This window comes from Candidatus Woesearchaeota archaeon (genome assembly GCA_018675335.1).
GTDB lineage: Archaea > Nanobdellota > Nanobdellia > Woesearchaeales > UBA11576 > JABJCP01.
The window spans coordinates 24,135-47,694 of sequence record JABGYH010000004.1; the positions used below are offsets into that span (position 1 = coordinate 24,135).

23 protein-coding genes are annotated in these 23,560 nt (G+C 29.9%); 11 read left to right on the forward strand and 12 right to left on the reverse strand.

From position 1 onward, the window contains the following. Window positions 1-15 precede the first annotated feature (15 nt). Both HN587_02535 and HN587_02540 read right to left on the reverse strand, forming a co-directional pair. Window positions 16-243, reverse strand: a complete 228-nt coding sequence (locus tag HN587_02535) for a DUF1653 domain-containing protein (GenBank protein MBT7902711.1) — start codon at window positions 241-243, stop codon at window positions 16-18. A 127-nt stretch (window positions 244-370) separates the two neighbouring features. Beyond that, entirely contained in the window at window positions 371-3,115 is a 2,745-nt protein-coding gene (locus tag HN587_02540) for a UPF0182 family protein (GenBank protein MBT7902712.1), read from the reverse strand. Window positions 3,116-3,397: 282 nt separating this feature from the next. Here HN587_02540 and HN587_02545 point away from each other — a divergent pair, with 282 nt between their 5' ends. After that, window positions 3,398-3,760 carry a VOC family protein gene (locus HN587_02545; GenBank protein MBT7902713.1) on the forward strand — a complete coding sequence of 121 codons (363 nt, stop codon included), beginning with the start codon at window positions 3,398-3,400 and terminating at the stop codon, window positions 3,758-3,760. Window positions 3,761-3,810: 50 nt separating this feature from the next. On the opposite strand, the gene HN587_02550 is transcribed toward HN587_02545, so the two are convergent. The 6 genes from HN587_02550 to HN587_02575 all read right to left on the reverse strand — a co-directional run bounded on the left by HN587_02550 (window position 3,811) and on the right by HN587_02575 (window position 7,412). Then, window positions 3,811-4,314, reverse strand: a complete 504-nt coding sequence (locus tag HN587_02550; protein ID MBT7902714.1) for a hypothetical protein — start codon at window positions 4,312-4,314, stop codon at window positions 3,811-3,813. 4 nt (window positions 4,315-4,318) lie between these two features. Continuing rightward, complete coding sequence (locus HN587_02555) at window positions 4,319-4,897, reverse strand: hypothetical protein (GenBank protein ID MBT7902715.1); 579 nt, start codon at window positions 4,895-4,897, stop codon at window positions 4,319-4,321. Next, a complete protein-coding gene (locus HN587_02560) occupies window positions 4,898-5,731 on the reverse strand; it encodes a hypothetical protein (GenBank protein MBT7902716.1) in 834 nt (277 codons plus the stop codon). It abuts the gene before it with no gap. 5 nt (window positions 5,732-5,736) lie between these two features. After that, window positions 5,737-6,183 (reverse strand): hypothetical protein, encoded by a 447-nt coding sequence (locus tag HN587_02565; protein MBT7902717.1) that lies wholly within the window; start codon window positions 6,181-6,183, stop codon window positions 5,737-5,739. After that, complete coding sequence (locus HN587_02570; protein MBT7902718.1) at window positions 6,180-6,848, reverse strand: ribonuclease H; 669 nt, start codon at window positions 6,846-6,848, stop codon at window positions 6,180-6,182. Before HN587_02570 ends, HN587_02565 begins: the two co-directional genes overlap by 4 nt. A 78-nt stretch (window positions 6,849-6,926) precedes the next feature. Next, window positions 6,927-7,412 carry a DUF2188 domain-containing protein gene (locus HN587_02575; protein ID MBT7902719.1) on the reverse strand — a complete coding sequence of 162 codons (486 nt, stop codon included), beginning with the start codon at window positions 7,410-7,412 and terminating at the stop codon, window positions 6,927-6,929. Between the two features lie 282 nt (window positions 7,413-7,694). Here HN587_02575 and HN587_02580 point away from each other — a divergent pair, with 282 nt between their 5' ends. From HN587_02580 to HN587_02600, 5 genes are all read left to right on the forward strand, one after another. Continuing rightward, the gene (locus tag HN587_02580) at window positions 7,695-8,915 is read left to right on the forward strand and encodes a hypothetical protein (protein ID MBT7902720.1); all 1,221 of its coding nucleotides are present in this window, start codon (window positions 7,695-7,697) and stop codon (window positions 8,913-8,915) included. 101 nt (window positions 8,916-9,016) lie between these two features. Then, window positions 9,017-9,664, forward strand: coding sequence for a hypothetical protein (locus HN587_02585; protein ID MBT7902721.1), 648 nt, complete (start codon window positions 9,017-9,019; stop codon window positions 9,662-9,664). 84 nt (window positions 9,665-9,748) lie between these two features. Beyond that, window positions 9,749-10,114 (forward strand): hypothetical protein, encoded by a 366-nt coding sequence (locus HN587_02590; GenBank protein MBT7902722.1) that lies wholly within the window; start codon window positions 9,749-9,751, stop codon window positions 10,112-10,114. A 124-nt stretch (window positions 10,115-10,238) separates the two neighbouring features. Beyond that, window positions 10,239-11,006 carry an exonuclease gene (locus HN587_02595; GenBank protein ID MBT7902723.1) on the forward strand — a complete coding sequence of 256 codons (768 nt, stop codon included), beginning with the start codon at window positions 10,239-10,241 and terminating at the stop codon, window positions 11,004-11,006. Window positions 11,007-11,170: 164 nt separating this feature from the next. Continuing rightward, window positions 11,171-11,395, forward strand: coding sequence for a hypothetical protein (locus HN587_02600; protein ID MBT7902724.1), 225 nt, complete (start codon window positions 11,171-11,173; stop codon window positions 11,393-11,395). Window positions 11,396-11,444: 49 nt separating this feature from the next. Here HN587_02600 and HN587_02605 read toward each other — a convergent pair whose 3' ends face one another. Further along, window positions 11,445-12,296 carry a hypothetical protein gene (locus tag HN587_02605; GenBank protein ID MBT7902725.1) on the reverse strand — a complete coding sequence of 284 codons (852 nt, stop codon included), beginning with the start codon at window positions 12,294-12,296 and terminating at the stop codon, window positions 11,445-11,447. Window positions 12,297-12,436: 140 nt separating this feature from the next. Between HN587_02605 and HN587_02610 the strand changes: the two genes are divergently transcribed. Continuing rightward, a complete protein-coding gene (locus tag HN587_02610; protein ID MBT7902726.1) occupies window positions 12,437-13,399 on the forward strand; it encodes an Lrp/AsnC family transcriptional regulator in 963 nt (320 codons plus the stop codon). An 8-nt stretch (window positions 13,400-13,407) separates the two neighbouring features. On the opposite strand, the gene HN587_02615 is transcribed toward HN587_02610, so the two are convergent. Together HN587_02615 and HN587_02620 are read right to left on the reverse strand one after the other, a co-directional pair. Further along, window positions 13,408-13,644 (reverse strand): DUF2061 domain-containing protein, encoded by a 237-nt coding sequence (locus tag HN587_02615; protein ID MBT7902727.1) that lies wholly within the window; start codon window positions 13,642-13,644, stop codon window positions 13,408-13,410. 114 nt (window positions 13,645-13,758) lie between these two features. Then, the gene (locus HN587_02620; protein ID MBT7902728.1) at window positions 13,759-14,694 is read right to left on the reverse strand and encodes a hypothetical protein; all 936 of its coding nucleotides are present in this window, start codon (window positions 14,692-14,694) and stop codon (window positions 13,759-13,761) included. 146 nt (window positions 14,695-14,840) lie between these two features. Between HN587_02620 and HN587_02625 the strand changes: the two genes are divergently transcribed. The 3 genes from HN587_02625 (at window position 14,841) to HN587_02635 (ending at window position 20,250) form a co-directional block, all read left to right on the forward strand. Beyond that, window positions 14,841-15,668, forward strand: a complete 828-nt coding sequence (locus HN587_02625; protein ID MBT7902729.1) for a methyltransferase — start codon at window positions 14,841-14,843, stop codon at window positions 15,666-15,668. 172 nt (window positions 15,669-15,840) lie between these two features. Beyond that, window positions 15,841-18,642 carry an excinuclease ABC subunit UvrA gene (gene uvrA, locus HN587_02630; GenBank protein MBT7902730.1) on the forward strand — a complete coding sequence of 934 codons (2,802 nt, stop codon included), beginning with the start codon at window positions 15,841-15,843 and terminating at the stop codon, window positions 18,640-18,642. 39 nt (window positions 18,643-18,681) lie between these two features. Continuing rightward, window positions 18,682-20,250, forward strand: coding sequence for an excinuclease ABC subunit C (locus HN587_02635; GenBank protein MBT7902731.1), 1,569 nt, complete (start codon window positions 18,682-18,684; stop codon window positions 20,248-20,250). Window positions 20,251-20,307: 57 nt separating this feature from the next. On the opposite strand, the gene uvrB is transcribed toward HN587_02635, so the two are convergent. Next, a complete protein-coding gene (gene uvrB, locus HN587_02640) occupies window positions 20,308-22,239 on the reverse strand; it encodes an excinuclease ABC subunit UvrB (GenBank protein ID MBT7902732.1) in 1,932 nt (643 codons plus the stop codon). 275 nt (window positions 22,240-22,514) lie between these two features. Here uvrB and HN587_02645 point away from each other — a divergent pair, with 275 nt between their 5' ends. Then, a complete protein-coding gene (locus tag HN587_02645) occupies window positions 22,515-23,414 on the forward strand; it encodes a hypothetical protein (GenBank protein MBT7902733.1) in 900 nt (299 codons plus the stop codon). Window positions 23,415-23,560 lie beyond the last annotated feature (146 nt).

Here is a 23,560-nt window from a genome sequence, read left to right on the forward strand (position 1 = left end):
CTTTTTTTAAAAAAATCAGTTCACAAATTCAAAACGAGGAACTAACTTACCTTTCACTTCAACACTTTCTTTAAACATACTTAAAGGTCTTACCCAAATTGAACCGAGACCATATGTTCTACACTCGTAACAGGCTTCATACACTACAAACTTTTCAAGAGTTTCACTATGAGTTGCAATTTGAATAACTCTAACTAATCCACCTTTGAAATGTTTATACATGCCAATTTTTAATTCATCCATTTTTCTAGTTCTCAACAATTAATAATTTAATAAATAGAAAACAAGCATAATTTTGTGCGCTCCAAACATAAGTCAATAAAAAAATTATAAAAAAATAAATAAAAAAAATAAAACAAAAAAAAATAAATTATTCTTCTAAAGCGTTTAGAACATCACCAAGCTTTTCAAAGTTTTCACCAATCGCTGACCAGTTTTGATCATTCATTGATTCTAATACTTTTTCATAATACACATTTGCTTGTACAATAAGTTCCGGATTTGTTCCAGTCAAATTATTGTCTTGTTCAAATTGACTTTTTAGTATCGCAGCATCTTTTCTAGACGCACCAAATAATGCAGCTAATGCTTCACCGAAATTAACTTCCATTACAACACGCTCACCGTCTGATACTATAACCCGTTTAAGTTCTGGAAGTTGACCTGTTTCTGCTTGAATATATAATGGCTCCACATAAAGAATACTATTTTTAATTGGGATTATTAGTAAATTTCCCCTTGTAACTCTTGACCCTTGTTGAGACCATAATGTAAGTTGCTGAGAAATCTCAGAATCTTGATCAATCTTTGCCTCAACTTGTAAAGGTCCAAAAACAAGTTTATCTTTTGGAAATTTATACACAACTAATTTACCATACTGATCACCATCAGATCTTGCAGCCATCCAAGCAATCATATTATCTTTTTTGATTGGAGTAAACGAAGTCATCAACATAAATTCTTCGTCAATTTCACCAGGTAATTTCATAATAACATAATACGGCTCAACAGGAACTTTTTGTCCTACACCATAAATCTCACTAGGAATTTGCCAAGCATCTTCTTTATTATAGAAAACTGTTGCTTCTTCCATATGATAATCTCCATAAATAAAAGACTGAATCTTAAATAAATCCACAGGATATCTTAAGTGAGCTTTCAAAGATTCAGGAAACTGATCAAATGATTTGAACTGATTCGGAAAAATTCTATTGTATGTTTGAATCATAGGATCAGATGGATCAATAACATAATAAGTTACGCCTCCATTAAATGCATCAACAACAATCTTAACAGAATTTCTAATATAATTTATACCATTAACTTTTGCAGAATATGGAAAATTACCAGTGGTCGTGTATGCATCTTGAATCCACACTAACCTACCATCATCAATAACCATATAAGGATCTGAATCTAGATGAATAAATGGAGTAATTTTAGCAATTCTTTGTTGAATATGTCGATCAAACATAACTCTGCTCTCAGGAGTTAAATCTGATGAAAGTAGTATTTTCAAATCAACAAAACGAATACTCATCAAAATCTTTTTCCAAGCAGTATCAAGTTTAACTCCTCCCAGACCATTATACTTAAGATACTGGTTAGAGTTTCCTTGAGGATAATCAAATTCTTCAGTTTTAGTATTAACTAATACGAAATTTCCTTTTTGTTCACCATAATAAATTCTAGGATTAACTATGTTCAAACTTGGCTCTCCCACAATATTGTCTGGAGGAACATCCTTAACATAATAATCAGGCAAGCCTTGAGATGTGACTTTATTTACTGGACTCATAACTAAACCAAAACCATGAGTGTAAACTAAATGAGTATTAATCCAAGTCTTTGCATTAGATGCAATTTGATTCTGATTTAATTCTCTTGGAGCAAGCATTACTTGCGTATACTTACCATCAATAGTATAACGATCAATATCAACTTCAGCTAAGTCATAATACAATCTAATCTCTTGCGTTTGTTTATATGTTTGAGTTAAAGGTCTCCAATCAAGAATACGGACATTATCAATAGTCTCAGATTCATTATCTAAAATATCACTCGTTAACCCTTGCTCAACATCAAAATGATTTTCTTCCACTGAATCTAAACCATATGCAATTCTTGTGAATTCAATATTGTTATCAATATATGGCCTTTCTAAATTTAGTTCATTAGGTGAAACTTTTAATGACTGAATTAATGCAGGAATAACTGACGGAACAACAAAAATAAATAACACATACAAAATAATTATAGATAGTGCAAAATGTTTCTTTTTGAATGAGGCCTTTTTTGCAATAAACATCCACACAAATAAAACAACTGCTACAAGAATTGCTAAAAACATTGCAAACTTCACAATTGGAAGGAATGCGATAACATCAGTGTAACCTGCACCAACTACAATTCCTGCTTCTGAAAACATAATTGAAAATTGATCAATATAATGTCTAAACGCTAAAAGTAAAAAAAACAAAGAAAGTAGCACAGTTAGATGTCCTAATGCATGACTTTTGAAATGAGATAAAAAAGTTTTGAAATCAAAATTATAATTAGGAATTTGTCCTGGAGGAGGTGCTGTTTTTGTTTTAAACCCTGCAATAAATAATTGCATATAATCTAATAAAACAAATACAAACGCCATTGCTACAAGAACAATTACAAATTTCCAAACGAAAGTAAAAAATGGAAGTGAGAAAACATAAAATGAAACATCCTTTAGAAAAATAGGATCAGGAATATTAAACACAAACTGATTAAAATACTGAAGAACCACAAACCAATTTGCGGATGCTATAAATCCACCAACTAAAGATAATCCTGCAGCGATCAAAAGTTTATACTTGAATTTAATAAGTTGCTTTTTTGCATCTGCAAACTTTGACGAAACCCAAAAGTTTAATGTAAAAAATGTGAATGCAATAAATGTTGCTGCAAAAAATAATCCAAGTTTAGTTTTTAATGAAATCAAAAATATCTGTGCGAAACCCAGATTATCAAACCAGTAATAATCAGTAATCAAACCAACAATCGTTGATATGGATAAAAAAAACATTATTATTAAAAGAATGAAAATTGCGTTGAATGGATTTTTTTTCTTAATTTCAGTCATTTTAGTATGTTAATTCTAACGAGTCTTTTAAACTTTACTGCACTGGATAATAACATACCAGTTAACATAGGTTCAAAAGACCAAAATTTAGTTTATAAAACATCACCAAAAATTGAAGGTAGAATAGTTTTAGTTGAGGTTTTGAAGATATTTATTTGTTAATTATTTGTTAAAAACATAATTTCCTTATAACTAATAGAACCAAGTTTTATATGTTTAATTTTGAGAAATAATCCTATTAAGTTATTGAGATGATATTATGAATATATTGAGGTGTTAATCATGAATAAAATTACACATTTTGAAATTCCCGCAGATAATATGGAACGTGCAAAATCATTTTATGAACAAGTATTTGATTGGAAAATAAACAAATGGGAAGGATCAGTAGAATACTGGTGTATCAAAATGGGACAAGGTAAAGATTGTTTGTCAGGAGGACTAATGAGTCGCAAACAAGGAATTGGAAAACACCCAATAAACACAATTGAAGTAATATCCATTGATGAATTTTTAAAAAAAATTGAACTTAAAGGAGGAGAAATCATCACTCCAAAAATGACAATTGACAAAATAGGATTTATCGCTTATTTTAAAGATACTGAAGGGAATGTAATGGGCATACTTGAAAAAAATAAAACTTGAAAAACATATAGAAAAAAAATATTATAAAAAAATTGATTAAGAAAATTTACTTACGCACTATAACGCAGATCCCCCATTCCTACCGCAACAGGCAGAGTTCTATAATCAGGTTTTGAAGAAATACCAACTAAAAAATGAGTAATATCCTCCACCAAAGAATCTATTGATCTAGGCGAACCCAAATTTTTTCTTATAATAACAACACCCTTCTCAACAAGATCTTCAGGCGTTGATCTATGTAGCGCGCGAGGTAATCTTTCTTCTTGAAGTCGTAAACCTTCTAAATCATACGCAGAAACATAAGCAATAGGTAAAGTCTCATCTCTTAATAATCTGTTTACTGTAACCATACCATGGCCGTAATCATTATCAATAATAACTGCGTCTGCACTTAGTAAATCAACTTTATTAACTGCCTCATCTTGAACGCAATTAGCATAAGTCCATAAATGACCTGTTCTTCTTAAAGTACGTTGAGCACCAATAATTGCTACAGAAAATTTGGAACTACTAAAATTATCATCCACTACCAAAACAGTATAATTTGTTCTCATATAATCACTTTTTTAATTTTTTATACGCTAAATAAATAACCAATACTAATTCAAATAAAATAACGACTGGCCGAAGAAATCGCGCCATGTCTTCATAAAAAATTGCAGTTCCAAAAAATAAAGTAAATAATCCACCAAGCATAAAACCTGTTGCAATCCATTCATTAAGATCATTATTTTTTATTGGAAGATAAAGTCCCACTGCAATTGCAATTAAACCAAAAATTGATGAAACAATAAATACAACCAAATTATGCATTTTTTGTGCAGCATCATGATCTCTTTGACAAAAATTACATTCAGCAGATGTTGGACACCCATTAGAATCATAAGAATATTTGATTGAACTATCAAACCCACAATCAGGAGTATCAATTTGAGTACACTCAATTGAAACTGGCATTGATCTTGGTTTTTCATAGCCACAAAACGAATCATATCTAGGATTAGGATATACCGCCTCAATTAGACTATTAACAAAAATTGCATATAATACTGCAATTACAAATATTATAACTACCTTCCTAAGATCAACCATACCCCTAAATAATCCATCATCATTTAAAAAGGTATCTGAATTCATTTAAAAATGGATCTTACAATATATGGGTTTATGGTCCGAACCAGGAAAACGAAGGCGAATACTGGCTCCTTTACAATTTTTAGTGAAAAACCGATCAAGCCCAGGGATTAATTGGGGTTTTAGAACGTCCTTGAAATTATTTTGTTTAAGTAATTTAGTGCATTCTTCAAATGATCCTAACCAAGTATTAAAGTCACCTCCAAGAAATATTATTTGATCTTTGTTCTTATTAATTATTTTAAGAATTTCTTTCATTTGACTTGCCCGACCATTTGAGCCACAAGCATTTTCTAAATGAATATTATAAATTCCAATTGATTTTTGATTAATTTTTATTTGAGCATAAACTACAATTCTTTGAAGAACATGATTTGGAATTACATATCTAGTAGTATAAGGTAGTTCAAACACACTTGTTTTTGAAAAAGAATACTTTGAAAATATTCTTTGCCCAGAAACAGAATAATTGTATAGTTTTTTATTTTGAAACTTTTTTCTAATCTGATGAAACGGTGCAAAAAAATGATTAAATGATTTATAAAAGAAATACTTTTGTTTAGTATCTTCTTGAGTAAGAATAATATCAGGATCATACTTTTTAATTATTGTTCTAAACGACTTTGAAATATTTTTTTTATCATAATTACGAAATAAATTCCAAGAAACAATTGATAGATTATCTTTTTTTAATTTTGTTTTAATTTTGTTTGATTTAATTACATTATTTTTTGGCGTACTAACTTGAGCTAGTTTTTGATTTAAAGAAATATTAGAACACATCGTGTATATCGTCCAAGTTGCTTCTTTTAGACCTTCAATAATTTTTAATATCATAAATATCACAAGTTTTGTCTTAATTTTAGTAAATGATCTTCAATAAGTTCTACTTTTTCAGTTCTATTAATCATACTGTAGAATAATTTAGCAGATTTTAATGGCAAAATTGGAATTACTAAATCTTTCCAAGAATTCTTTTTTATCTTGTCAAACATATTTAATTCAGTTTTATCATACGCATTTACTTCAACTTCAAAACCGTCAATAAAACACACTAATGAATGAAACTTTTTTTCTTGATTGTAAAGACAATTTGGAGAATATTCAGATAATACATTTTCAAAAATTTTAATACCATTTTTAGTTGAAGTTATATCTAAATCCCTGACTGAAACAAGCATTCCTTGAACAAATAAATTAGCACTCCCTTCAAGCCTCCACTCAAAATCAAAATCTTTTGTTTTTTCCATAATTAATTTTAGTATTTTGTGACTGTCTCCCTCCTTCATTTTAATGCCTCTTTTGCAAGTTGATCTGCCATCTCGTTGTAAGTATCTCCTGAATGAGCTAAAACTTTTTTGAATGAAATTGAAATTTTTTTCATACTTTTACTCATAAAATCATGATATGATTTAGTGAATATTTTGTTTCTATTCCAAGATCCAGTTGCCCAATGTTCAATTCCTGCATAATCATAATAAATTTTTATTGAACTTTCTTTATTTTTTATTGCGTATTCAACCGCTTTTATCGCACCTAAAAGCTCACCATAAATTTGAAACATTTTAGCAGCTTCAGAATCATTACCCTTGCCATTCAATGTTTTTATTACTTTATTATTTTTTAATAAAACGATACCATAACTGTAAGCATTTTTAGATTTAGAAAAACTTCCATCAACATATGCCACTAATGAATCAGACGAAGAATTTGATTTTGTTTGTGTTGAATCTATAATTATATCAAAACCATTTTTTTTAAAAAGAAGTTTAATTTGAGCAGGAGTCGCATTAGAATTTGTTTGAACATATTTAACTGCATCAGAAACTGTTAAAAATCCTTTGAATAATGCGTTTGGAAAACCACTAACCTTTTCTTTGCATTCAGCCCAAGTTTTGTAAATATTGGTGCCTGGTTCGTGACCTTTTAAAACAACATAAATCTTTTTAGCCATAAATTGAGATTATTCTTCAATGGTATATTAATTTGTTGGAAATTCCATTTACTAAAATCAAATAAAAAAAATAAAAATTTAATAATTAAACAAACCTAAAAAACTACGTGATTTCACTTCTTCAGGTGCGTTTTTACTCGATAGAATAATGTTAGTTTGGTTTTGTATTTCAGATGGATTTGATTTATGCTCAATAGTTCCATTCTTTTTATGCACTACAAAATGAGAACCATAATTAGTTGCTATTTCTTTTGCCCGCGTTGACGCTTCTAACTTATGTTCAAAAGTTTTACTAGGTTTCACGCACCCAGCACATTTAACTGCCCACTTACCCTTATGAGGAATTACATGTTGGTTGGGATTTGATTTCACTTTTGATTTTTTAAGCACGTGTCGTTCAAACTTTCCTTCCCTGTTATGAATCACAAAAGAAAATTTAGAATTTCTAGCTTCTTTTATGGCTTCTTTTTTCTGTTTAAAAAATCCTTTGTATTGACTTCCACCTTGTTTTTTTAAAACCCACCCTGATTTGAATGGAACTAAATAAAGTTTATCTGATTTCATATTATACACCTCACAAAAATTTATTAAAAAAATATTAAGAATTGAATAATACCTCATAAAAAAAAGAGCCAAAAGACTCTTTTTTAAAAAAAATGTTTTTGGGCTGCGAATTAATTACCACTAATGGCAATATCATATTTTTATAGATATTAGGATATATTAAACTAACTCGTTTGAAATATTAGAATGTGATTAATGCCACTTATAATAAATTAATTTTATCACTTTTAAGTATTGTAAATTATATAAAAATTTAAATATGTGACTTGGAATGCGAACTATATGCCAAGACTACTAGAAAAAATAATTATTTCTGAAAAACGCAGAATTGCAATGGTTGCTAGCGGAGGCGGACTAAAAGCACACTACTTTCATATGGGTGTTGGAATAAGACTTGCAAGAGAAGGATTCCAATTTAATGGCGGCGTGTTAGAAACCCCTAGAACAGAACTTATTCCACCTCATGAACTTGGAACAAAAACAATAGATATGTTTGTTGGATCAAGTGGAGGCGCACTATTTAGCATGGGGGTTGCACTAGGTCACTCCCCAGAAGACATGTACAACCTATTTCGCGATCCAAAACAACTAAAAAAAGTAGGACTTGCCCAAGGGATAGGCCACTATATTCAATTCAACAGAAAAACAATAACTCAAGCTGCAAAATGCATGTTACGAATCCTTGCAACAAAACAATTACATCCAGAAGCCCTTTCGTTTATGAGCCCAATAAGTTTAGAACCACTAGAAAAAAGACTACATAGATTCTTAGAAACAGAAGATTTTAGACACGTTGCAGCAGACTTATTTGTAGTATCAACACCACTTAATCTTAGAAATAGAATTGTTTATTCAAGAAGACCATTCGAAGAAGAACCAAGACTAGTCTATAGAAACGATGCAAACATATCCTCAGCCGTAACTGCATCTTGCGCATTACAATTTCTCGCACCAATTTGTGTTGAACATAAAAATGGAGATAAAATAGATCAAGTAGATGGAGAAACTAGAAAAACACTATCATACAAAATTGCATCAAGCAATGGAGCTGACTTAGTTTTTGTATCCTACACTCACGTACCATATGAATTTGATAAAGATGTTGGATCAATCAAAAAATATGGCTTAATTAGAACAGTAGTTCAATCAGTATATTTGTTAATTGAAGAAAAAATACTCGCATCACAAGAACTTACCCAACAAAAAAATACAACTTATGACCTAGTAATGGGAGAATTTGAACAAATACTAACAGATCTGCCAACTGAACATAGAGCAGCGTTAATTGACCATAGAGATCGAATGGTTGCAAGACTCGTAAAAGAATTAGATATAAAACGAGGAGTTGATTATATATTTATTCGCCCTGAATCTGATGATCATGACTTCTACTTTGACTGGCACTTAGGAATGTCAACTGACTATGTAGAAAAAATGGTTAGAAAAGGATATGAAGCAGCAGATAGAGAACTACGCAAATTTGATTTTAAATTCTTAAAATAAGTATACTCAATGCAATAAAAGCTTAAAAAGGGATTTTGATAAGCTAAATATATTGTAAAAATGAGTTTTAATAATAATTATAATATGGGTGGGCGTTAATAATGAGTGAATTAGAAGAACTAAGAGAAAGAATGATGGCTACGGATTTTACCCCTAATAATCCAGGCATTCAAAGAGTTATTGAAAAAGAATTTAAAAGATGGGTTGAAAGTTACGATCACAAAAATGAACCTAAGGTCAGAATGACTGATTGTTATGGTTCGAAAGGGGACATTCCCGAACATATTTTTTATGAAGATTGCGCATACACCCCTCACGAAATTCTTGAACATGTAAAATCAAGAGATGATATTGGCATGAAACTATTATGGCAAGTTCATAATTATAGTTTAGAAGCTGAATTTCACATCGATGTTAGAGATGCAATTAATCCTATGATCGCAACTGAAGCGGATTTAGACAAACAAATTATTGGCTGCATGTGCGGGTGCTCTCAATTTACTGGAAGAGAAGTTATGCAAAGTTATATTGACGTTTCAGAAGATGCACCGCTTTTAGGAGTTGGATTGTCTGATGCAATTATGAAATTATATAGTGATCCTGAAACACACGAATTAAATTCAGATCAACCTATACCATTTCAACAAGACGATCCATATGTGCCCCTTGGAACAGTACTAATCGATTTAGCAGTTCAAAAAGGAAGAAGTATTTGTGCAAAAATTGCAAAGTATCTTCCTGGATTTTAAAATTTTTTAATTATCTTTTATTTTTATTAATATTTGAATACTTATTATTGCCTAACATAAAAATTCAGATTTTATAAATTAAAAATGATAAAACCTAAATCAGTTGATGAAATAACTAATTATTTGTTGAGGACTAAACCTCCCAGAGTAGAGGTTACTTTAGACCATTATGTTATTAATAGTGAATTGAAGTTAGCTTCCCCTGTTTGTAGATATGACATCGCAGACGAAAACACCAAATTCGAATTTCTTTTTCCTCGACGAAAAGTATTTCCCTCTCAAATAAGTCGTGCAGATTATCTTCTATTGAAACTATTATCTTATGTTCCTGGAATGAGGTCGCAATTCCCTTCTGCGTATTTATCTCGCGAGGAAGCAGAACTGAAATTAAAACAACAAAGTTCTCGATTACGATCAGAAGGAATTGAAGTTACTCTTAATTTACCCTAATCTTAATTCTTTTAAATTATTTTCAGATGTTAACAACAAAATATATAAACAAATTCTAAACTTTATTTAATAATAAGTTATTTATTTAATATAAATTAACATATTTAACATAACAAAAAAAAAGGTGATTGATATTCTGAAGAATACTTTTGTACACATACCAGGAATAAGCCAAAATGCAGAACAAAAACTGTGGCAAGAAAAAATCTCTGACTGGAAAAGTTTTGTAAATAATGTTCACAACATAAACTTAAGTGAAAATAGAAAACAAACTGCACAAAAATTTATTCAACAATCAATTACAGCTTATGATCAACAACAATTCAAATTCTTTAATGACTGTTTACCTGGCAAAGAGCAATGGCGAGCATATCCTGACTTAAATGGAAAATGTGGCTTCTTAGATATTGAAACAACAGGACTAAGTAAACATAGAAACAAAGTAACAGTAATAGGAATTAGTGATGGCAAGAAAACAAAAGTTTTTGTTAACGGTGATAACTTAGACGAATTTGAAAATGAAATGAACAAATATGAAATGCTAGTAACATTTAATGGCAAATGCTTTGATGTTCCATTTCTCAAACATAAATTTCCAACAACTGACTTTGATAAAATGCATGTTGACTTAAGATTTGTAATGAAAACACTAGGGTATTCTGGCGGACTTAAAAACATAGAAAAGGAAGTAGGCATAAACCGTGATGATGATCTTGCCGAAGTTGATGGTTATGAAGCAGTAAGACTATGGAAACGATATGAAAGAGGAGATAAAGCAGCGCTAGATTTATTAATTAAATATAACATAGCGGATGTTGATAACCTCAAAACACTAATGGATTTCACATTTAAAAAGCTAAAAACCCAAAAATTCGGACAATTTATTAATTAACAGAATATAACACTCAAAAAACACAGTTAAGTTATGATCACCACTTTATTTAAATAACATTTGACGTATTTTGCCAATTTTTGATTATTTAGCAAAATTCTCAATAAAATTTATAAATGAGTGAGAAAATATTTGAATTCAATAACCTATCAAAGGCGATACATATGGCTAAAAAAGATAAAAAACCAAAAAAGGTCAGTGCAAAGAAAGAGAAATATGCTAAATTTAAGAAGGAAAAACCAGGAACACTTGATATTTCAATGCCTGATTTAACTACTGATGAAGCTAAACAAAAGCAACTTGATGAAACTAAAATTGACCGATTCTTAAAATTTAATAGAAATCCACCAGTACTTTCATTAAAAGAAAGAAAACTGAAGAATAAGTAAATTTTTTTTGGACTTGAATAAAGTCATTCTAAATATTTTTTAATTCTATTTAATTTATTTTTTTAATTAATTCATGAGCAAGCTTCATATTTGATGCAGAGATTATTGGAATGAATTTATTTTGACCTAAAACTAAAAATTTTTTGTTTTCAATACTGACTCCATCTTTAGTAACAATTACTCCGCCTGCCTCATTAACTAACCCAAATGCGACACCAATTTCGAGATTTCCTTTACGAGTACATTCTAGCACTAAATCTGCTTTTCCATTTGACAAATCTACATAATGAATTGCAGATGAATCCTGACGAAGAAGATTATACCCATCTAATTTTGAAATAAAATTATCAAAAATAAAAGTGATTTTTCTTTTACCATCAAAAAATTGATCAACATAAATTTTTGTTGATGAATCTAATTTATCAGTAGAAGAACAAGTAAGACTCATTGATTTATTGTTTTTTATTAAAACACCACCTTTTGATTTAACTGCATAATATAATATTTTAGATGAATGTTCCATAACTCCGCTAAAAATATAATCAGAATAATTGGGATTAATATTTGAAAAAATATCAAACATAGTGCCATATCTGCCTTTTCCTCTGGCTTTTTGGTAAACACTCGTACCATCCAATCCATCGAGAACTGCTAAAAATTTAGGATTATCTGAAAGATCAACTTGTCCGTGTTCCTCAGATATAATTCTTAGAGGAATACTCGCATTTTTGAATATATCAATAACTGCTTTTTCCGCTTCGATATCCCCAACTAATGAAGTATCGCCATGCTCATTTTTTTGAACAGATTTAAGACCCTTGTCACCTAATTCTTCATGAATTTTATATGCATTTTCTAATGCTTGAATACTAATCTCAACTAATTTTTTTATATCTGTCATTTATGATCTATGAAATATCCCAGAATTATAAATCTTTTCAAACCCGTTGCAGTTAAATCATAAAGTTCGCAAGAAAAAAAAGAATGATTATGCACTCAAAAACTTAAATTTTATATATTGCATTCGCTTTTGATAAAATTATGCCTGAAATAAATTTAGATATGTTAGATAAAAAGATTCTAAATCAACTTAATCAAAATGCCAGAGCAAGCTATTCTGAAATTGCAAAGAAAGTACGATCATCAAAAGAAGTAGTAAATTATCGAATTAAACGATTACTAAAATCAGGAATTATCAAAGAATTTGTAACAATATATGGTCTCGGATACTGGGCATATAAAGTATTAATACAATTTGAAAAAATGAGTGGCGAAGAAGAAAAAGAAATTCTAAAATTTTTGAAAAGTCATCATAACACAAATTGGATTACTCCTTGCTCAGGAAATTGGGATTTGGTATTTGCAGTAATGGCTCGTGATCCAAAACATTTTGATGAAATTTTGAGAGGAATTATCACTAAAATTGGACCATTTTTACAAGACTATAAAATTTCAACAAGTATTGGATCGGAAACATTTGGGCACACATACATTCTTGGAAGTGTAAAAGAACCAAAAAAAATTACGAGACAAACTGTTTGGGACTTTGACTTAAAAGACAAAAAAATTGCAAAACTACTCCACAAAGATGCACGCATAAGTTTAACTGATATTTACAAACAAACAAAAATTCCTGTTGATACAATAAAATACAGAATAAAAAAAATGCATGAGAACTGCATTATTAGACGGTATCGAATGATACTTGATCCTACAAAATTAGGATATAACCGATATGAAATATTCATTCGTTGTATTAACTTAACTGATCCTGTTATTTCTAAATTTAGAGAATATGCAAAACAAAATCCAAATATTGAATACTTAAGTCGCTGTGTTGGAAGTTGGGATATAGAATTTACTGTTCATTTTAAACATTCATCAGATTTACGAACATTTGTACTCGATGTAAAAAAAGAATTTGGAGAATACATAAAAAATTTTGAGTCAGTAACACTATTTGACACAATAAATTTTGTGTATTATCCAGAAGAACTAAGATAAAATTTTACTTATTCTTGAGGTAATGCACTTACAATATGAGGATGTAGTTTTCTTCCAACATCAGACTTATTCCAAGCACGCTCATGCGCATAATAAAAAACAGTCTTAAACGCATTTGCTAACAAACCAGAACTAAGTGCCATGCTCCAATCTCCAGTCATATAATAAATACTTGCCACAGTCGTGGTTGTCGCAACAACTCTCCACGTAAGAGTTTTATAAATAGTTCTTTTATGAGATTCCATTAATAATCACCTTAAATTAGATATTAGCATAAATATGAAACATAAATACTATATAAACTTATTTAGATTTTTGTAAAAGTACTTATGTTAATTTAAAAATAATAAAAAGAAAAATTATTTTTTATCATTCATCACTAAATAATTAGTTAATTCTTGTTTCATTTCAGGCACAATTTTATTTGGATACCTAAGTGATGTATAAAAAATAGTAAAATAAATCATTTTAATTGAATCAACAAACTTCGCAACACACGCACCCACTAAAAAAACTAAATACGCAGTAATTAAAACTGGAACCCAAGAAAATGAAAATCCACTAATTGTTATTACAGTTATAGTTGTTGCTAATGAAATTAAATAACCAATACCAACACCAATTAAAATAATAATTAAATAAATCGGAAACAGAAAAGAACCAACAATTGAGCCTGCAAAATCAATACCAAAAACACCCATTAACGTTGCAGGAATATTATCTTTTAAAGATTTAATTTCAACAATTAATTCGTTTAATGGTTTTTTCTCAATAACCACTGCCGGAATCATATAATGACTAAGTAAATCCCAAACTTCCCTTAATGCTGCAAAGAAAATAATTACTAAAAGACTTAAAATTCCTTTTTTTTCTCCACCACGATTTCGGGTCAAACTCATTAACCAATCAATTAAAGCAATAAGTCTTAATTTTCCTTTTTCTGTTTTTGTATGATTATGAGCATCAAGATAGCTAATATCAACACCCGTAATTGTGTTAAATACAATCCAACTCAAATTTGCTTTTTGACGAACATTGTAAAAATAAACGTATATTCCTAGAAAAAACACAGTGAATAATAAAATTATTACCCCTCCAAAAACAAAAGTACCAGTAAAAAAAGATAGTAATGATAAGAAAATTAAAGATATAATAATTCCTGAAAAAACACACATATTAATTATCGGAGTTTTGATATCTTTATCTTTTCCAATAACAGTGAAAGAATGTTTGAGTAAATAACCCATATCTTTAAGGCGTTGTTTGAATGGTCTAGATTTCATTGCTTGAATCATATTGAAAGTATTGATGTTTCAATCAATATAAAAACTTATTGATAAAATTAATAATAATCATTTAACTAAAATATGAATACGCTGATTTTATGCTAATATTCTTTAAAACACCAAGATTTAAATAACTGAGCAGTAAAATCAAGTTTATGCACCCTATAATTACTAAGAAAGAAGCAGACATGATACGAATCACATTAGGTGAGTCTGTAGAAATATCCCTTGATTTAGGTAAAACAAAAACTAAAGTTACAATTAAAGATGAACACGCACATATTCTCGGAGAAAAAATTCCTATTAGCGCATTTTCTAAAGTAAAACCTGAAACTTGCTATTTAGTAATGGAAGGAGAACTTAAAAAATTAGCATTATTTTCAGATGAAACAAACTTTTACTATAAACTTGTTCCCTCAAGAGACTGGCCAACAGTAACCCTTAGTTCAACACCCATGCACAGACATTGTTCGGTAACACCAAAAAATGATACAATTTCAAAAATGAATGAAATTGAACCAATCAAAGGCAACATACTTGATACTTGTTGTGGACTTGGCTATACTGCAATTATGGAAGCAAAACAAGCAGACTCAGTAAATGTTTTTGAAAGAGATGAAAATGTTTTAGAAATTGCCAAATTAAATCCTTATTCACAAGAATTATTTACGAATCCTAAAATCAAATTACATATTGACAGCGTATTTGATGGCATCAAAGAATTTAAAAAAGATTTTTTTGATATAATAGTTCATGATCCTCCAACATTCAAATACTCAGCAGAACTTTATTCCAGACAATTTTATTCAGAATTATTTAGAGTTTTAAAAAAAGGAGGAATACTATATCATTACGCACCTTGGCCTAAAAAAACTCATAAAGTTGAATTTTATAGAGGAATAATACTAAAACTTGAAGAAAATGGTTTTAGTGATGTAAAATATAGTGAAAAATCTTCAGGCGTTGTTGCGAGAAAAGAATAAATCCAAAAATAAAACAAATTCTTAACCTATAAAATAAATACCACCATACTGCAATAATTATTTTCTAAACCTAAAAGCTTTTATTAAAAACTAAATGTTTGAAGAGATATTCTTGATTAACTAATAAAAAGTGCTTAAATTTTATAAATAACCAGATAAAAACTAAATAACCATGAAAGACATAATAATTAAAGGTGCAAGAGAACATAATTTGCAAAACATATCAGTGACTTTGCCGCGTGATAAGTTTATTGTAATTACTGGTTTGTCAGGTAGTGGGAAGTCAACCCTTGCATTTGATACATTATATGCGGAAGGGCAAAGAAGATATGTTGAAAGTCTTTCGGCTTACGCCAGACAATTTCTTGGACTTATGAACAAACCAGATGTAGACTCAATTGAAGGACTATCACCTGCAATTTCAATTGAACAAAAAACAACATCAAAAAATCCTCGTTCAACTGTTGGAACAGTTACTGAAATTTATGATTACTTACGATTATTATTTGCAAGAGTTGGAACACCCTATTGCCCAAAACACAATATAAAAATTGAAGCACAATCTCCTGAAAAAATATCTCAAAAAATATCTCAAGATCACACAGGACAAATAACGCTTCTAGCACCAATAATTAGTCAAAAAAAAGGAACTTATGAAAAGCTAATTGAAGATTTAAACAAAGAAGGATACACTAGAGTTCGAGTAAATAAAAAAATATATCGAACAGATGAAAAAATCAAACTTGAACGATATAAAAAACACGATATTGATATTGTAATTGATAGATTAAATTTAACTGATACTTCAAGACTTGCAGAAAGTGTTGAAACTGCACTTTTAAAAGGAAAAGGAATTCTCAAAGTACTTGATGAAAAAAATAAAAAAGAACAAATTTATTCAGGTAACATGTCCTGTCCTCAATGTGGAATTGTTTTTGAAGAATTACAACCAAGAATGTTTTCTTTTAATAGCCCATTTGGAGCATGCGAAGACTGTAAAGGACTTGGAATAAATATGGACTTTGAACCTGACTTAATAATTCCTGACAAAACAAAATGTATCGCAGATGGTGCAGTTATGCTTTATCGAAATGCGATTGATGGTTGGCGAGGCCAATACTTAGGTGCTGTTGCTAAACACTTCAAATTCGATATATTCACCCCAATAAACAAACTTACAAAAAAACAATATGATGCACTCATATATGGATCTAGTGAAAAAATTAAATTTAACATGTCCATGAGAGGAGGAGAAGCAGAATGGTCTTCAAGTGGATCTTGGGAAGGCTTAATTCCTCAATCAGATAGACTATATCATCAAACAAACTCAGACTATAGACGACGAGAACTTGAAAAATTTATGAGAGTTTCAAACTGCCAAGCTTGCGACGGAAAACGTCTAAAAAATAAAGTTCTAGCAGTCAAAATTAATAATAAATCAATTATTGATGTAACTTTTATGTCAATTAAAGAAAACATAGAATTTTTTAAAAATATAAAACTCACAAAAAAACAATTAGAAATTGCAAAACAAGTCTTAAAAGAACTTATTGAAAGAATTAACTTTCTCGATCAAGTAGGACTAAATTATTTAAGTTTATCAAGGTCTGCCGCATCACTTTCAGGAGGAGAAGCACAACGAATTAGACTTGCCACCCAAATTGGAAGTAATCTTATGGGTGTTATGTACATCTTAGATGAGCCAAGCATTGGTCTTCACCAAAGAGATAATCAAAAATTAATTGATACACTTCACAAACTAAGAGATTTAGGAAATACATTAATTGTCGTAGAGCATGATGAAGATACAATAAGACGCGCAGATTATGTAATCGACATGGGACCTGGAGCTGGAATTCATGGCGGAAAAATAATTGCAAAAGGAACTCCAAAACAAATACTTGCAAATAAAAATTCCTTGACTGGAAACTACTTATCAGGAAAATTAAAAATTGATACTCCGACTACCAGGAGAACATCTGAACATAACATAATGCTTAAAGGATGCTCGGCAAATAACTTAAAAAATATTGATGTTACTATCCCCACTGAAACACTTACATTAATTACGGGAGTTTCTGGAAGTGGTAAGTCCACATTAATTTATGAAACACTATTCAAAGAACTTGCAAAAAAAATTAACAAATCAAAAGTATTACCAGGAAAAAATAAAGGATTTTTAATAAATGCAGAAATTGATAAAGTAATAGTTATTGATCAATCACCAATTGGAAAAACTCCTCGAAGTAATCCTGCAACATACACAAAAGTTTTTGATGAAGTTCGCGCTTTATTTGCAATGCAAAAAGAAGCAAAAATTAGAGGATACAAACCAGGACGATTTTCATTTAATGTAAAAGGTGGACGATGTGAAACCTGCCAAGGTGATGGACTTATAAAAATTGAAATGAATTTCTTACCTGATGTTTATGTTGAATGTGAAGACTGTAAAGGAAAACGATACAATCAAGAAACACTCGAAGTAAAGTATAAAGAAAAGACCATTGCAGATATTTTAGCATTATCGGTTGAAGAAGCATTAAAAATATTTCAAAACATGCCAAAAATTCGCCAAAAACTAGAAGTATTACAAAGAGTAGGACTTGAATACATTAAACTTGGACAATCATCAGTTACACTATCAGGAGGGGAAGCACAAAGAATTAAACTAACTCGCGAATTATCAAAACGCGGCACTGGAAAAACAATATACCTCCTTGATGAACCAACAACAGGACTGCATTTTCACGATACAAAAAAACTAATCAAAGTACTAAATGATCTAGTCGATAAAAAGAACACAGTGGTAGTAATTGAACACAATTTAGATGTTATTAAATCTGCAGATCACATAATTGACCTTGGCCCTGAAGGGGGAAACTGTGGCGGAGAAGTAATTGCCACTGGAACTCCTGAAGAAGTTAGCAAAATCAAAAAAAGTTATACAGGTCAGTTTCTTAAAAAAATTCTATAAATTTATATAGCATTAAATTAGTTATTTAATTGAAATAATATGGCAGCTAAAAATCCCGTAATTGATATAAACACACTACCCACCCTTCCTGGCTGTTATTTATTTAAAAATAAAAAAGGAATAGTAATCTATGTTGGAAAAGCAAAAAATATCAAAAAACGAGTTAATTCTTATTTTAAAAAAAATCACGAGAGTAAAAAAACAGAACAACTAGTGTTAAACATAAAAACGCTTGAAATATTTGTTACAAATACCGAAGTTGAAGCATTACTGCTCGAAAATAACTTAATCAAAAAATACATGCCAAAATATAACATTGACTTAAAAGATTCAAAAAGATATGCATATATTACAATTCCTGATGAAAAATATCCTCGATTATTAATTGCAAGAAAAAAATTATCAAAAGGAAAATATTTTGGACCATTTATTTCCGGACAAACAAGAGATCACATATTAGAATTCTTAAAACGAACATATAGATTAAGAACCTGCAGAAGATTTCCAAAAAAAGAATGTTTAAGATATCACATAAATTTATGCGATGCACCCTGTACTGGAAAAATAACTGAGCAAAAATATTTGGAATACATCAAAAATATTGAATTAATTCTTAAAGGCAATATCTCGGAACTCACATCAATACTTAAAATTGAGATGAAGACTGCATCTGAAAAACTTAATTTTGAAAAAGCACAAGATATTAAAAATCGTTTGCAAGCACTCGCATGGCTTAAAGAAAAACAAACAATGCAAAGAGATAAAAATATTGATGAGGATGTAATTAATTACTTAATTAAAGAGGACATTGTTTATTTAATCATATTTAATATTTCTAAAGGAATTGTCATCAATAAACAAAAATTTGAATTTGATTATGATTCTGAGTTTTTAGAAGAATTTATCCGAAGGTATTATGAAGATAATAAAATACCAAAAGAAATTATAGTTCCAAAAAAAATATCTGAGTCAACACAAAAATATTTAGAAAAAGTAAGAAAAACAAAAATTAAAATAACCGTTCCAGAAAAAGGAGAGAAAAAAACACTACTTAAAATAATCATTAAAAATATTGAATCAAAACAATTCGCAGGAGAAACTAATCTTTTGGAACTAAAAAAAGCATTACGAATGCCTGAACCTCCAAAAATTATTGAATGTTTTGATATATCACACTTAAGTGGAACTTCAACCGTTGCATCAATGGTCCAATTCAAAGATGGAACTCCTAACAAATCAGAATACAGAAAATTTAAGATAAGAACAGTCTCAGGAATTGATGATTTTTCCTCAATTGCAGAAGTAATTAAACGACGATATACTCGACTTCTTAAAGAAAAAAAATCATTTCCAAACCTCATTGTTGTTGATGGAGGAAAAGGTCAATTGTCATTTGCACTAAAAGAACTTGCAGCAATTAATGTAAAAATTCCAATAATTGCACTCGCAAAACGAGATGAAGAAATATTTTTTCCAGGAAGAACAATCCCCCTAAAACTTGATAAAAAAAATAAAGGACTCCAACTCTTACAACAAATTAGAGACGAAGCACACAGATTTGCAATAACATATAATCGACTTCTAAGAAAAAAGAAACTTACTAAATAATTTAGTTATCGAATAAGTGACTAAATAACTGTTTGATAAAAATAATGACTAATTAAATTAAGATTTATTTTTTAATGCATTCAATCTATCCCTTAATGCAATTGCCAATTCAAAATCAAGCCTATTTGCTGCTTGTTTCATTTCTTTTTCTATTTGAGGAATCAGTTTTTTAGCCTCTGCTTTAGGAATATGTTTAGTATCTTTTAATTCAATAACTTTTGCAGGAATATTTTTAATAATAGTTTTTGGAGTTATATTATGTTTTTGATTATACTCCATTTGTTTTTTTCTTCTCCTACTAGTTTCACTAATTGCTTTTTTAATTGAATCAGTTTGTTTATCAGCATAAAGAGTTACTGTTGAATCAACATTTCTTGCAGCCCGCCCAATAATTTGAATTAAAGATCTCGCATCACGCAAAAATCCTTCTTTATCCGCATCCAAAATTCCAATAAAACCCACTTCAGGAATATCAAGACCTTCTCGCAATAAATTAATTCCAACTAAAACATCATAATCTTTTGCCCTTAATTGTCTGATAATTTCAGTTCTCTCAAGAGTATCAATCTCAGAATGTAAATATCTAGCGCGAATATTTTGAGACGCAAGGTAATCTGATAATTCTTCTGCAAGTTTTTTTGTAATAGTAGTTAACAAAACTCTATTTCCTTTTTTAATTGTTTTTTCAATTTGACGTTTTATATCTTTAATTTGATCTTTTGACGGTTTTATTTCAATTAATGGATCAATAAGTCCTGTTGGCCTAATGATTTGTTCAACTATTTGAGAAGAATTTGTTTTTTCATAATCTGCAGGTGTTGCTGAAATAAAAATAACTTTGTGCTTTTTCATGAACATTTCAAACTCACTAAATTGTAACGGACGATTATCAAATGCACTTGGAAGTCTAAACCCATACTCAACTAAATTTTTTTTCCTCGCAAAATCACCATTATACATCCCCCTCACTTGAGGCAATGACTGATGAGACTCATCAATAAGAAGTAAAAAATCATCACCAAAATAATCCATCAAACAAAATGGTCTTTCCCCTTTTTTTCTATGTTCGAAAAATCGACTGTAATTCTCAATTCCCTTACAAAAACCAGTTTCACCAATCATCTCAATATCATGCATTGTTCGTTGTTTAAGTCTATGCGCTTCAATCATATCCATCTTAGGTAATTGCTCGTCTAATTCTAATTTGATTTGTTCAATTGCTTCTGCAATTTCGGATTCAGGCATTACGAAATGTTTTGCAGGATAAACATAAAAATAAGGAAATTTATCTTTAACATCATTAGTTGTTTTCTCAACCTCAATTAATCTTTCAATCTCATCACCAAACATTTCAATTCTAATTATATTATCAAAGTATCCTGGAATAAAATCAATAGTATCACCCTTCACTCTAAATCTTCCAGGCATAAGTTCAGAATCATTACGCTCAAATTGAATGTCAACTAGTTTTTTAAGAATTTCTTTTCTAGTAATTTTTTGGCCTTGCTTTAATTCAAACCCCAAATTTTTGAAATACTCAGGATTACCAACTGAATAAATACAAGATACCGATGCAATAACAATCGTATCTTTTCTAGATAATAAAGAAGCAGTCGCAGATAATCTTAATTGTTCAATCTTAGGATTTATTTGAGCGTCCTTTTCAATATATTGATCCCTTGCAGGAATATATGATTCAGGCTGGTAATAATCATAATATGAAACGAAATACTCCACACGATTTTCTGGGAAAAATTCTTTAAACTCATTATATAATTGAGCTGCAAGAGTTTTGTTATGTGCTAGAACAAGTGTTGGCTTATTTACTTGCGAAATTACATTGGCCATAGTAAAAGTTTTTCCACTGCCTGTAACTCCCAAAAGAGTTTGCTTATTAAGTCCTTTTTTTAGCCCTTCAACTATTTTTGCTATAGCTTTTGGTTGATCACCTTTAGGCTTAAATTTAGAATGTAATTTGAACTTAGGCATAGATCACCATAATAAACAATTAATATAAAAGCATTTGGGATTGAATAATATATAATTCTAGTCAGCACAATTTCTTAATTTGAATAAATATTTGGCAATTTCAAATATATGATGTTATATACTAAATATGCATCAATTTAATTAAATGTCTATTTTTACCACTAATAAATAAACAATTGATGAATTTTGAAGAAATATATCAATATAAACATAACCCACACTAAAAAATCATCGAGATCAAAAAAAATAATTAACCAAATAACTCTAAAACTAAAATGACCCTCACAGATAAACTAAGAACAAATATGAAATGGCTCGTATTAGCAGGAGCTTTAGCAACTACCCCATTTATTTACAAATATTTGACTTCAGAACCTTTCGAAAGAACAGGCCAACAAACTAGCAAAGGATACGAATATTTCGAATACTCAGGAAAATTACCAACCCCAAAAACTCAAGAAGGCAAATTAGCAATTGCGGATGAATTTGACGCCTGGGACTCCAAAAAAGGAAATAATTGCAAAAATACTGGCTGGTCAAATGTTAGAGTAAGAAAAGGAAAAACATACGTTGTAGCAGGATGTGATTTTCCTGCTGACGAACCAGACCCAGAACCTCAACCAAGCAGTGCAGACTATACTAAAATAAATTATGACGATCCTAAACTAAAAAGCAAAATAAATGCAGAAACATTTGAACCCGAATTTCTTTCAGACTTAGAAAAAATGTGTGAAAGACTTGACATGAATGCAATGGGCTTAATCTCAGTAATGGATTTTGAAACTGGCGGAACATTCAGTCCCAAAAAAAAGAATCCCAAAGGTAGTGCTACAGGACTCATCCAATTTATTTCTAGAACTGCTAGATCACTTGGAACAACAACAAAACAATTAAGAAAAATGACTCAACGCCAACAATTAAAATATGTTGAGAAATATTTTAAAAGAAATAGTAAAAAACAAACAGATTATGCAAATCCAGTAGATATAGCCCTAACAATATTCTATCCTGCAGCAGTCGGAAAAGGAGATTGGCACGTAATTGCAAGAAGAGGTTCAAAAGCATATAGGCAAAATGCAGGACTGGATAAACACCCAAAGGATGGTAAAATAACTGCAATAGAATACACTCGAAATGCACTAAATAGAGGATATACCAGCCCATTTTTAGAATAATAAAACCCCCTTTATAAACCAAAACCGGAAGCTTTATAAGGAGAGGCCCAGATTTTCAATATTATTAAAGAAATTAGATATTAAGAGAGAGCAATTGCTCAATAGCATGATCATTTCGCTTTTTCTTACGCAAGTGTAATTTACCT